At 44.7% G+C, this 12951-nt stretch carries 13 protein-coding genes; 11 read left to right on the top strand and 2 right to left on the bottom strand.

Annotated features, from left to right (window positions below):
* Positions 1–53: 53 nt before the first annotated feature.
* Together ACU1JV_RS01785 and ACU1JV_RS01780 are read right to left on the bottom strand one after the other, a co-directional pair.
* Positions 54–647 carry a serine/threonine protein kinase gene (locus ACU1JV_RS01785; RefSeq protein WP_413986547.1) on the bottom strand — a complete coding sequence of 198 codons (594 nt, stop codon included), beginning with the start codon at positions 645–647 and terminating at the stop codon, positions 54–56.
* Positions 644–1447, bottom strand: a complete 804-nt coding sequence (locus ACU1JV_RS01780; RefSeq protein ID WP_413986546.1) for a HipA family kinase — start codon at positions 1445–1447, stop codon at positions 644–646. The genes ACU1JV_RS01785 and ACU1JV_RS01780 overlap by 4 nt, the downstream gene beginning before the upstream one ends.
* Positions 1448–2276: 829 nt before the next feature.
* On the opposite strand from ACU1JV_RS01780, the gene ACU1JV_RS01775 reads away from it, so the two are divergent.
* From ACU1JV_RS01775 to ACU1JV_RS01725, 11 genes are all read left to right on the top strand, one after another.
* On the top strand, positions 2277–2810 hold the full coding sequence (locus tag ACU1JV_RS01775) for a hypothetical protein (protein ID WP_013371633.1): 534 nt from the start codon (positions 2277–2279) through the stop codon (positions 2808–2810).
* A complete protein-coding gene (locus ACU1JV_RS01770) occupies positions 2803–4305 on the top strand; it encodes an AAA family ATPase (RefSeq protein WP_013371632.1) in 1503 nt (500 codons plus the stop codon). The genes ACU1JV_RS01775 and ACU1JV_RS01770 overlap by 8 nt, the downstream gene beginning before the upstream one ends.
* Before the next feature lie 136 nt (positions 4306–4441).
* Positions 4442–5314, top strand: a complete 873-nt coding sequence (locus tag ACU1JV_RS01765; RefSeq protein ID WP_013371631.1) for a 3-hydroxyacyl-CoA dehydrogenase family protein — start codon at positions 4442–4444, stop codon at positions 5312–5314.
* Positions 5311–6507 carry an acetate/propionate family kinase gene (locus tag ACU1JV_RS01760; protein WP_013371630.1) on the top strand — a complete coding sequence of 399 codons (1197 nt, stop codon included), beginning with the start codon at positions 5311–5313 and terminating at the stop codon, positions 6505–6507. Before ACU1JV_RS01765 ends, ACU1JV_RS01760 begins: the two co-directional genes overlap by 4 nt.
* 132 nt (positions 6508–6639) lie before the next feature.
* Positions 6640–7935 (top strand): asparagine--tRNA ligase, encoded by a 1296-nt coding sequence (gene asnS, locus ACU1JV_RS01755; RefSeq protein ID WP_025678555.1) that lies wholly within the window; start codon positions 6640–6642, stop codon positions 7933–7935.
* Between the two features lie 3 nt (positions 7936–7938).
* The gene (locus tag ACU1JV_RS01750; protein WP_013371628.1) at positions 7939–8667 is read left to right on the top strand and encodes a DnaD domain-containing protein; all 729 of its coding nucleotides are present in this window, start codon (positions 7939–7941) and stop codon (positions 8665–8667) included.
* Positions 8668–8836: 169 nt separating this feature from the next.
* Positions 8837–9469, top strand: coding sequence for an RNA polymerase sigma factor (locus ACU1JV_RS01745; RefSeq protein WP_013371627.1), 633 nt, complete (start codon positions 8837–8839; stop codon positions 9467–9469).
* Positions 9466–9936 (top strand): hypothetical protein, encoded by a 471-nt coding sequence (locus ACU1JV_RS01740; RefSeq protein WP_013371626.1) that lies wholly within the window; start codon positions 9466–9468, stop codon positions 9934–9936. Before ACU1JV_RS01745 ends, ACU1JV_RS01740 begins: the two co-directional genes overlap by 4 nt.
* A gap of 90 nt (positions 9937–10026) precedes the next feature.
* Positions 10027–11292, top strand: coding sequence for a multi-tm2 domain protein (locus ACU1JV_RS01735; protein ID WP_264215754.1), 1266 nt, complete (start codon positions 10027–10029; stop codon positions 11290–11292).
* A gap of 1 nt (position 11293) precedes the next feature.
* Positions 11294–12076: a hypothetical protein gene (locus ACU1JV_RS01730; RefSeq protein WP_058711565.1), complete on the top strand. Its 783-nt coding sequence runs from the start codon at positions 11294–11296 to the stop codon at positions 12074–12076.
* Between the two features lie 114 nt (positions 12077–12190).
* Entirely contained in the window at positions 12191–12802 is a 612-nt protein-coding gene (locus tag ACU1JV_RS01725) for a flavin reductase family protein (RefSeq protein WP_013371623.1), read from the top strand.
* Positions 12803–12951 lie beyond the last annotated feature (149 nt).

Genomic DNA, 12951 nt, shown 5'->3' with positions numbered 1-12951 from the left:
GTGAAAATAAAGGCTTAGACTGAAAAATTGAATCCTAAATTTTCAATTTGATCCTAAGGAATAATAGATGCTTGATTCCATTCAGTGTATATCGCTGGGTCTTCCCTCTTAACATAGTGAATAAAAGGGGCTAAATAACCTATATTTGCAAGACTACTTAGCATTCTTGCCGGATATGGTTGAACTGTCCTATACGAATTCACATGGTCAATCACCTTGATCTGTTCCTCGGGCGTAACGTATACATGGCGCAATGCAGTATCAATCCTAGTAAATCCAACTCGTTTCATTTCATAAAGTATCGTTAACAATCCTTTAGCAAGAAAAAAAGGAAATGATTGTTGGACAGAAAGAAATGCTTTAATGCCTTGTCCCTGAATAAATTCCATTATGATATAGTTTTGACCGACTTCGTAAACTTGGGGAACAAACGATGCGGAGGAAGCTCTAAGGAGGGAGTCAGCCTCCTGCTGAGTATCGAATTCATTAGCATAGACCTTGACACAAGTAGTTGTCGATAGTTGAAAAACTGCACCTTGTGCGCCTGCCCCAAGAAAGGGTAAGCCAGCCGGATTGCACCACTGTACCTCATAGGGAGAACCAGGCCGATGAACGCCAGGGTATACCTGGATATTGAAGACTGTCATACTTTATCACACCCCTCCGAATGACCTTTCCACACTGGAAAATTAGCTTGCAGGAGACTCAGCCAATAGGGAAGATTCTTATTTCGGCTATTTAATGCATACGAGACTGCTGTGATTTCCTCATGAGTAACCCCCCATTCAATTGGCATTACAGCCATAACTTCAAGCAGATCGCCTATAGGCAGCGCTTTGATGTTAGCTATTGCTTTCCCAAATGGATCAGGACCATCCAAAAAGGGAACAAATTTAGCATACAAAGGACCCCAAAACGTGCGATGCATAGAAACTGAACTTAACATCGACTGCACCGTCCAGTTTGGTCCATTGAATATATTGGCATTATCAATCATCCACAGTTTTGGAAACTCCCCCCTAGATACCAAGATATTTTGACCAGATTCTTGCCACAAATAGCGGTCATTGTTATCCAACCAGTGGTCAAATGCAATCATATCAGCGGCCTGAGTAATGTTAATACAACTGGCAAGTTCTACATCTGTAGGATGGTGCGTACAATCAGGAACATATCGGCTACCAAAATGAGGACCATGTCCTAGATTGTACCCTAGGTTTAAGTGTTGAATCCTTAAAGTGTCGTGAATGTAGATAACTTGACTATCGGGAACAGGGAGATTTAATCGCTTTGCTATCCAGCAGGATATCATCTCATTCGCAAGAGCCCGAACTCCCTGAGGATTGCTTGACAGTTTGACTACATATAAATTACCATCGCTGCATTCCATCAAGTGAGGTAAACTCCATCCAATAAGTGGTCTAATATATTTGACGGCCTGAATCATGATCCCTCCTCCTCCAAAGTGGGTCTATTTGATTCTAGTTCTAGTGTATGTCCCTCAGAGAGAGTTGGTATAGATATGATCCTATTGAAGAAGAAGAGCTGCTTCAACCCAATTCTATCCTTGTATTTACGAAACAATTCGGTAGTTAAATTATCGTAGATATCGCCTTGACAAGGTTGTATTGTTTCGGTTGTGATCATTGAATCAACGAACCAGCAAATTACGAGAGAGCAAGTATATCGGACTGGACACAAGCGGATGCTACCCAATTGATTGGAAGCATGTATTATTCAGGGCAATGGTTCTGAGGTAGGTCTTCAATGGTTGTTTTTTAGGTCTGTATTTCTTGTGGTTATGTATGAAGTTTCTTAAAAAAACAGCTTTGCATATTTCAGTCTCATACTTATTTACCGAAAAAACTAACTACTCTCTTTAAGCAAATTCATCTTTATAGCGGGCAGTAGCGGAGTGGAGGATTTGAATCTGGAGAAGCGGAGCGTTCGCCTTTTCCATGGGATTCTAATCCTTAAATGTTTTATACTATCAAGAGAATCCCATGGCAACAGCGATCATAAGATTAAATCCTACACGCAGTGTCTCCCCCTCCTCACCGATAACCAAGGATTTTGGCTAACCCCAACTCCAACTCAACTCCTCCACACATTGCCTTCGATATTAGATTCACGTTATGATATACTATATTTTATAAGTGATAGACAAAAATGATAGAAAAATGAGTTGCTGATCTCTATAAGATCATGCAATTTGGTTGTTTGTTGACATTCGTCCCGTTTCTTCTGGGTTTTACATTTTGAGAGGAGGATGTTGTTTGAAATTGCGTGCAGTTCCTATTGTTGTGGCGGCCGTTTTGGCAGCCTTGTTGATGTTTGGGGGATGGTTCATTTACCGTCAGGTTACAATGCAAAGTCCTCTGGAAAAACTGGTATCTCAATATCCAGGCGTGACAAGCGCTCAAATAGATATTAAACAGGATCAGGTCGTATTGAAACTAGATCTCAAACCGCAGGCGGATGTGGCCGGATTGGTCGATGTGGTTAAGCAAAAAGGGCAATCCATCATTGGCAGCCGTACCATTAAGCTGGATATCGCAGATCGTTCCAATTCAGCACTGAATCAATGGTGGTCTGAGGCTATGTTTCCTGTAGCCGAAGCGATGGAAAATAAAAAGTATACTCAAATTTCATCTACAGTTGAGCAGATGAAAAAGAAAAAAGCAGGTATCAAGGCTGATACAGATATGGATTCAAACAATGTCTATATCCGACTCAGCGAAGGCAATGCGACTAAGTTTATCGTTTTGCCACGTCAATCTCAGCAAATGGGGGTATGGCCTAATGCCTAGATGGATCAAGGAAATATTAATCGGTATTGTGCCGGTGACCATTATATTTCTCGTTTTTATTGGGGTGAATATTATCCCTCTTCTGGTTGCGGGCGTGATGCTCAGCGGCTTGTTAATGCTCATGCATGCTCGTGGCGGCTTGGCCGTAGGTGCCGGGCAAGAGCGCAAACGTAAAAAAAATGGTCCGGACAAGCTGACTTTTGAGGAAATTGGTGGACAAGAAAGCGCTAAACAGGAATTGCGTGAAGCCTTGGATTTTTTGAATCGGCATGATGAAATTTCCAAATTTGGTATTCGTCCATTGAAAGGCGTTTTGCTTACAGGCCCTCCGGGAACAGGAAAAACGCTGATGGCGAAAGCAGCTGCACACTACACCAATTCTGTGTTTGTTGCAGCTTCAGGCAGTGAATTTGTTGAAATGTACGTGGGTGTCGGTGCAGGTCGTGTCCGTGAGTTGTTTCGGGAGGCTCGCACTCGTGCAGCCAAGGAAAAGAAAGAAAATGCAATTATTTTTATTGACGAGATTGATGTTATTGGTGGTAAGCGTGAGGGTGGACAGCAACGAGAATATGATCAGACTTTGAATCAGTTGCTGACAGAAATGGATGGCATTTATTCGGCAGATACACCGCGGATATTACTTATTGCGGCAACAAACCGTAAAGAAATGCTGGACAGCGCCTTAACGCGTCCGGGACGCTTTGACCGCCATATTCAAGTAGACTTGCCTGATAAGAAGGGCCGTCTTCATATCCTTAAAATTCATGCCAAAAACAAACCGATTCAGGAAGATGCTAATTTGGACAAAATCGCTGAGGAGTCTTACGGTTTTTCCGGTGCACAGTTGGAGAGCGTCATGAATGAAGCGGCCATCTATGCAATGAGACAGGATCGTCAAATGATTGCGCAGAGTCATCTATCCATGGCGATTGACAAGGTGATGATGGGTGAAAAAACAGACCGAGAATCAACATTGGAAGAGAAAAAACGTGTAGCGATTCACGAGCTGGGACATGCTATTATGGCTGAAATCGTCCGTCCCGGTAGCGTAAGTCAAGTAGCGCTCAGCCCGCGTGGGAAAGCGCTCGGTTACGTGCGTCACAATCCACAGCAAGAACATTATTTATATACCAAGCAGTACCTGGAGGAGCAGATTATGATCTCGCTCGCAGGGGCTACTGCGGAAGAAATGTACTATGGCGGTCGAAGTACGGGCTCAAGTAATGATTTTGAGCAGGCGCTGAACATTGTTCATACGATGATGACTTCCGGTTTGACTTCTCTTGGGATTATTAACATGGAAATGGTTACAAAAGAGGAACTTATGCGGGAAAATGGCGAAATTATGAATGACCTGCATAATCGGACTTTGGAGTTGCTGGAAAAGCATCGTCCTGTGTTCGACAATTCTCTTGACATTCTGATGAAGGAAGAAACTCTGTCCGGGGATCAATTTAGATGTCAATTTAGTGAAAATGCTTTATTACCAGCATAATTTTTTATGCTGGTTATTTTTTTTTACTTTTAGTCCGTGCTAAGATATTATTATCTATTGGGACATAAACATGTATTTTTCGACAAAGAAGGATACAATATATGAGAGTGACCAGGAAAGGGTGGAGTTAAGAACCATGCAATTTAAAAAAATCGGCGTCATTGGCGGCGGCACCATGGGACAAGGTATTTCTGAAATGCTCGCGTCCAAAGGAATCGATGTGCTGCTAGTAGAGCAGACACCAGAGAAACTAGACTACGCTTATAATATGATTGAAACAAGTCTAGACAAGCAACTGGAAAAGTGGGCAATCACCCAAGCAGAGAAAAAACTGATTTTATCTCGCATTGAAAAAGTATCCCATTTGGCGGAGCTCGCTAGCTGTGATATGGTCATTGAAACCATTACAGAGAATCTGGACGAGAAGAAAGTTGTTTTCCAAGAGCTGGATCATGTGTGTCCAAGCAACATTATTCTTGCAAGTAATACATCCACGCTGAGCCTGACCGAGCTTGCCAGCTCGACCAAGTATCCAGAGCGTGTTATTGGTATGCACTTTATTTATCCAGTATCCCGTATTGATCTGGTAGAAATTATTCGTGGTTTGAAAACTTCAGACGATACCTTTGAAAACACGAAAATGTTCGTAGAAGAAATCGTGGAGAAAAAAGGAGTCATGATTTATGAATCTCCTGGCTTTGTAACTAGCCGGATTATCTGTCTGCTAATTAACGAAGCAGCTCATGTACTTCAAGAGGGCGTAGCTTCCGCGGAAGACATTGACGATGCTATGCGCATCGGCTACAACTTCCAAAACGGTCCTTTGGAAATGGCTGACCGCTTTGGTCTGGATTCCGTTTTGGCTGCTTTGGAGCGGATGTTCCGTGAATTTGGCGAACTGAAATACCGTCCGTCCATCGTCCTGAAGAAAATGGTGCGTGCAGGTAATCTGGGCGTAAAATCGGGCGAAGGCTTCTTTAAGTATGACAAGGATGGTGACCGGATATGAAAATTCTCGTAATCAACGCAGGGAGTTCTTCCCTGAAATACCAATTGTATGATATGACGGACGAGTCCGTTTTGGCAAAAGGATTGGTAGAGCGTATCGGTATGGACTCTTCAATTCTGACGCATAAACCAACCAATAAGGAAGAATACACTGAAGTTAGCGAAATTTTGGAGCATACTACTGCCATCCGTAAAGTGCTGAATGCACTCACAGATGCAGAGCATGGTGTTATCTCCAGCATTAGCGAAATTCAGGCTGTGGGCCATCGTGTGGTTCATGGAGGCGAAATCTTCAAACAGTCAGCGCTCGTAACTCCTGAAGCGAAGAGTGAAATCCGTCGCTTGTTCGACCTGGCTCCACTGCATAACCCAGCATCCATGATGGGGATTAAAGCGGCTGAATTGAATATGCCAGAAGTCCCGCAAGTTGTGGTATTTGATACTTCGTTCCATCAAACCATGCCAGAAAAAGCTTATATGTACGCCATACCGAGAGTGTTGTACAATAAGTACAAGGTACGTCGTTACGGTGCACACGGCACTTCCCATGACTTTGTAAGCAAGGAAGCTGCCAAATTTGTCGGCCGTCCTTTGGAAGACCTGAAGATTATCACTTGCCATATCGGTAATGGTGGTAGTGTAACAGCAGTTCAAGGCGGTTTGTCTGTAGATACTTCCATGGGTATGACTCCACTGGAAGGACTGATGATGGGTACTCGTAGTGGTGATTTGGATCCAGCAATCGTACCTTATGTCATGAACAAAGAAGAATTGACTGTCAATGAGGTCAATTCGATGCTGAACAAGCATAGTGGACTTCTAGCTATTTCTGGTATCAGCAGTGATATGCGTGAAATCACTGAAGGTATGGAAAAAGGCGAAGCTAATTCTACATTGGCATTTGAAATGTATGAATACCGTCTGCGCAAGTATATTGGTTCGTATGCTGCGGCAATGAACGGGGTAGACGTAATTGTATTTACGGCAGGCGTAGGCGAGAACTCCATCGTTCTGCGTAAGAGAGTGTTGGAACAACTGACATTCCTCGGTATCGAGCTGGATGAATCATTGAATGCTATTCGTTCTGGCGAGATTCGCCGGATTACAACTGCAAATTCAAAGGTAGAAGTACTGATCATTCCAACAAACGAAGAACTGGTAATTGCCCGTGACACGTTCCGTCTGGTTCAGTAGTTCGGTCCCTAAGTGTAAACTTTATACATGTGGAACTATGGTTTAAGTACCACATGCACCAAACAGCGAGAGCAAACAGCCTGACCCAAGGGGAAGGGCTGTTTGATTTTCGGTTCAAGGAGAGAGACGGTCATGACAAATAAAAGTACGATTGCCCAAGTGGGCCGCCATGTAGGGGAAACGGTTACAATCGGCGCTTGGGTAAACAATAAGCGATCTAGCGGTAAAATTCAGTTCCTGCAACTACGTGATGGTAGCGGGTATATTCAAGGGGTTATCGTAAAAAGCGAAGTGTCTGAGGATATTTGGAATGATGCCAAATCCTTGACTCAAGAAAGCTCCCTATATGTAACTGGAATCGTGCGTGAGGAGCCGCGCAGTCAATCGGGCTATGAATTAACGGTTACAGGTATAGAAATCATTCATTTGACCGAAAACTACCCGATTACCCCTAAAGAGCACGGTGTAGATTTCCTGATGGATCATCGCCATTTGTGGTTGCGTTCCGCCAAGCAACGTGCAGTTCTGATTATACGGGCGGAAATTATCCGTGCTGTACAGGAATTTTTCAACGGCAACGGTTTTACGAAGGTAGACCCGCCTATTTTGACTCCTTCTTCTGCAGAAGGCACAACAGAGTTGTTCCATATCAAATATTTTGACGAAGATGCCTATTTGACACAAAGCGGACAGTTGTACATGGAAGCTGCGGCAATGGCGCTGGGTAAAGTATATTCCTTTGGTCCAACCTTCCGTGCGGAAAAGTCCAAAACACGTCGTCACCTGATTGAGTTCTGGATGATCGAGCCTGAGATGGCTTTTGTGGATCATGAAGAATCCTTGCGCGTTCAGGAGCAGTTTGTAAGCCATATCGTGCAGTCTGTTCTGAAAAATTGTGCGAAGGAGCTTGAAGCCATCGGACGCGATGTTTCGAAGCTGGAGCAAATTCAAGGCGAGTTCCCACGGATTACGTACGATGAGGCGATTGCCTTCCTTCAAGGTGAAGGATTCGATATCCCGTGGGGGGAAGACTTTGGTGCTCCTCATGAAACAGCTATTGCCGAAAGATATAACAAGCCTGTGTTCATAACGCATTGGCCGACTCACATTAAAGCATTCTATATGAAACCTGACCCATCCCGCCCAGAGGTTGTTCTGTGTGCTGATATGATCGCTCCTGAAGGTTATGGCGAAATTATCGGGGGTTCCCAACGGATTGATGATCCAGCATTGATGGAAGAACGTTTTAACGAGCATAACCTGGCACGTGAAGCCTATCAATGGTATATGGATCTTCGCACATATGGTTCCGTTCCGCATTCTGGCTTTGGATTGGGACTGGAGCGTACAGTAGCATGGATTTGTGGACTCGATCATGTACGTGAAACGATTCCGTTCCCACGCATGCTGTATCGTTTGTATCCATAATCAATGACAGGATCATTCGACAAGACATCAGCGGCAGAATGGGCGGAGGGAGTAGCCTATGCTATGGAAACCGGAATGGTTCAAATTCCCTACGCTCTGCTCAAGCATTATCGGACGCTTCGGCTGACGGATGGTGAAATGCTGCTACTGATGCAGTTACTTGCATTTAAACAAGCGGAACGTAATGAATTTCCGACATGGGAGCAATTGCAGGCTCGTATCGGATGCACTGCAAACGAAATCGCGCTTTATTTCAGTAAGCTCATGAAAGAAGGGTTTTTGCGAATAGATTCCGTGGAAGACCGCAGCTCATCCGTCCAATTTGAACGTTATAACTTGGCGGGTCTGTATCGCAAGCTGGCTGAATGTATGATCGCCGAGCGTTCGGAGCAGCGCGATGAAGATGACATTTTGTTTGCCGGGAAGCCCGATTTACTGAATGGATTATCAGAATCCCCAATTACAGAAGAACGAAATTTATTTACGATTTTTGAGAAAGAATTCGGACGACCATTATCACCGATGGAATACGAGACGATCAGCAGTTGGGTGGATCAGGATCGGTATCCGGAGGAACTGATTTTACTGGCTTTGAAGGAAGCGGTGTTTGCTGGGAAGGTACACTTCCGGTATATAGATCGTATTTTGCTAGAATGGAGCCGAAACCGGGTCCGTAATGCACAGGATGCGAAAGAATATGCCCAGCGATTCCGTGGTGGCGGTCGCAATTAAAGTAGCAGACTGAGCCTTTTAGGTAGTAAATTGATGCACTATGGCTTTCACATTGAAAGGGCGATACATGGACAACCGGGGAGTTTCGCCTGTGCAGATGAAGGGCAGAAAATTAAAGTGATTAAGTAGACTTTAATGATAGAGGACACACCTTTCCGATTTGGAGGGTGTGTCCTTTTTAAATTTTTTTTTCGAAATATGCAGGGGGAGAAAAATTCCTGGCGTCTATAGTATTGGGAAGGGGGAGAGCGTCATTGATATAGAGAGAATCATTGAACGAATCCGGTCTGGTGATCGGCAGGCGTTCCGTGAGATCGTAGAGCTGTACAGCAAGCATGTATTTCATGTGGCCTATTCGGTACTGCATGACAGCAAGGAAGCGGAGGATGCCGCGCAGGAGGCGTTCGTTCAGGTGTACAAGTCTCTCCCCCAGTACCGGAACGAAGGGTTTAAAACGTGGCTGAGCCGAATTGCGCTTCATAAAGCGTTGGATATCAAACGTAAACAAGACAGGCGACCCGCAGAGCTTATAGACGTGGCGCAATCCCTTGTGCAGCTCCCTTCCCCGGATGAGGATGTACTGGCCCGTCTCATTCGCGAAGAGCAAACGGTAGAACTATCACAAAAAATCGCCCAGTTACCCCAGCAGCATCGGGATATTATTCAAGCTTACTATATGCAGGGTAAAACCTACGACCAAATTGCAGAAGAGACGCAGGTAGCTTTAAAAACGGTAGAGTCCAGACTCTATCGGGCACGACTATGGATTCGAAATCACTGGAAGGAGGAGGAATGGCAATGACTGACCAACAGGATAGACCGTGGATGGAAGGGCAAACGAATGACTGGCATGCATACATTTCAGGAGCTTGTTCGATAGAGGAATCTACCCGACTGGAAAAGCTCTTATTGGAAGATGAACAGGCGCTTATGCTATATCTTGTCGCACTGGAGCAATTAGAGCCAACCTTGAAAGATTACTCTGCCTGGATGGACACGGAGCGCTTCACAGATCAGGTAATGGCTGTTCTTCCCGAGATAGAAATGGAACCAAATCAAGTTTTGTTCAAAAAACGCCGCTGGTTTGAAAAACCTGTGTTTCACTATGTTGTTGCCGCAAGTCTGACGTTGATCTTGCTTTCCAGTGGAGCCTTTGACAAAATGATGCCGCAAACAGGCGATAAGCCGATTCCTCCAAAAGAACGCGTCTCTTACAGTGAAGAAGTCATGCAAGCTACGACAACCTGGCTCGATAAATTAAAGCCCTAAATTAAGTTAAGGGTAAGATGAACAAGTTTAAAGTCAACCATCTGTTGGGAATTTGTATCAAGATCCCGTAAATAGAAAGGAAGTGTAGCAATGCCTTATACGGAACGAAGCAAGCTCTTGGCATTTCTATTGAACATTATTCCGGGTGTAGGACACTATTACTGGACCAGAAAAGCCAATGCGTTTGTATATACCATTTTGTTTTTCGGATGTCTGGCAGGGGGAATATTTTTTTCAGTGGTAGCAAGTGACGGAACGCCTTTTTTGGTGAGTATTTTTATTGCTGCTCTTTTATGGGGACTCAGCATGCTGCATATCGTGATTAGCTTATTACGTTACGATCCTCGCGCAGTCGCTGCTCCTTATCCCCCTCATGCAGGACCCAATCCATATGGCTTTTACTCGCAAAGTGGACCTTATGGACAGGCTGATTTAACAGGAGAGGTACCAGAGGGGGCAACAGACACAGGCACGAATGCCCCGCGGGCAGGTATGGGATATGCGCCGGGGTATAACCATTATCAACAAGGACATTATGGTATGGCAGGATCACCTGCTTTTCAAAAAGGATCGGACAATGAACGATTTTTTACGATTTTGCTGTCATTTATTCCTGGATTGGGACACCTTCATTTGGGGCTGATGCAGCGTGGTTTGTCTTTTCTGCTATCCTTCTTTGGCTTTGGAGCGATCCTTGTCTTTATCACGAGCATTACGAACGAATCCGGATTTTTGGCGTTTGCGGGCGTATTGCCGATTATTTGGTTGTATTGCATGTTTGATGCGGTGCAGCATGTACATCGTAAACAAGCCGGAGACATTCTTCAGGACCGGACTTTGTTTGAGGAACTGGAGTATGGAAGAGTTGAGGGACGTCGTAGTAAAATGTTGGCTACCATTTTATCGGTATTTCCCGGTGCTGGGCATATGTATATTGGTTTGCAAAAACGTGGACTCCAGCTCATGCTACTGTTTTTAGGATTTATCTATATACTGGATGTGCTGCATCTTTCACTCTTTTTGTTCCTAATTCCGGTGGTGTGGTTTTACAGCTTTTTTGATGCATTGCAGCAGGTAAGCCGTTATGGACAGGAGCAGCTGATCGACAAGCCTGTGATCGGTATGTTTGCTCAATATCACCGTTGGGTAGGCTTGGGACTGCTTCTGCTAGGTGCATACTACATCCTGATTAACGTACTTGTTCCCACACTGGACCGTCTGTTCCCGGATGGACAAATTTACAATATAGTTGACATGTATTTACGAACCATTATTGTCTCCTTCCTATTAATTGGCGGCGGTGTTTGGATGATGATCGGTAATTCCAAATCTAAGCGAGCAAAGGAGAAACGATAAAATGGATACTGAATTTTCAAAGAGTGAGGCTTCCTTTAAGGGAGCCCATCACTCTCAGAACGATGTGAATGGGGCGATAGGCTTATTGGGCACTTCATCCCATAAGAATGGTCCCTCTAAGAACTCCAACGCGCCAACAGGGGTGTGGAAAGTCGGAAGGCTATCCATGGGGCTGTTCTTGGTGCTGCTGGGCGGTATAACGTTTGCTTCCAAGTTTTGGGGAGCAGGCATACTGGATCAGGCGCTAACCTGGTGGCCTGTCGTATTTGTTTTGCTGGGACTGGAAATTTTAATGTATACTGCTTGGAAAGGGACACGTGAGCGCATTCGCTATGACCTGTTCAGTATGTTTATTACGGCGGTATTGGTTTTTTGTTGTATCGGATTTGCATTGGTCAGTTCACTGGGGATCACTCCGCAAGTTAGAGAAATAATGAGTTCGGTTCAGGAAACAAGGATTCTTCCAGACTGGCATGAAAAACTGCCTGCCGGAGTAACTAAGGTGATTGTGCAGGGTGAAGATCCTTATGCGGTCAAAATTGACGCAACCACCTCACCGGAGGTGCATGTGTTCGGGAGTTATGTATATACAGGCAATGAGGATGATTTCAAAGGAACCGAGCTGTATCAGACCAAGCATATTGGAGATACACTATATGTACTTCTCAGTCAGGTTCCCACACGTTTTATGCAAACACATCATCAGCTGGACGTTACCATTGCGGTACCTGAGGGAATAGCGGTTACTGTGCGTGACAGTCAGGGAAATGTGATTGAAAAATAGAGAGTGCTTCCAGCTTCAGCTTTACATTTTATATTATACGCGCGATACTTGGTAGGGAGCGTAACTTGATGATATGCATTCGAAGAGCGAATGTAACCGGAAAAGAGGGAAAAAATGATTTCATTGAATCCTGACACACTTACAGAGCGTGAAAATTATAAGCTGTTGACCGGAAGTATTATCCCAAGGCCGGTAGCGTTTGTAACGACTTTGAGCAGCGAAGGTGTGCTGAATGGTGCTCCGTTCAGTTATTTTTCCATCGTTGCCGCCGAGCCGCCACTGCTGTCTGTATCTGTACAGCGTGTCGATGGAGTTTCCAAAGATACAGCACGTAATGCGATGGAGCATAATGCTTTTGTCGTACATATTACAGACGAAGACAATGTGGGGGCGGTGAATGTGACGGCTTCCCGTCTGGCGCCGGAGGAGAGTGAGGTTGCACTGGCAGGTCTTACCCCGATTAAGAGTACAAAAATCGCCGTTCCTGGTGTGACTGAAGCGAAAATACGGTTGGAATGTATTTTGGAGAAAGTGATACCGCTGGGAGGCAAGGAGGACACACCTGCCTGTGATCTATTAATTGGGCGTGTAGTGCAGTATCATTTGTCGGAGGAAGCGTACCAAAATACATATGTGATTGCCAAGGAGTTGCGTCCGGTGAGTCGGTTGGCTGGAAACAACTATGCGAAGCTAGGAGAGCAATTCACGCTGGAACGTCCCCAATAGGGGACGTTTTTTTAAAACATCAAGTAAAAGGAATTTGCCAGGCAATGAAAATATTCTAAGATGTTTGTAGGATTTAGGAGATCGAGGGTTTAGAATGGGCTCCTACTGGGTTGGGGTTCCCTGATGAAAAATCATTTGCCATTGCCCTT

It is taken from the genome of Paenibacillus sp. T2-29 (assembly GCF_052921365.1).
The sequence above is the reverse complement of the archived record's forward strand: the minus strand, read 5'-3'. Positions and strand labels throughout refer to the sequence as shown.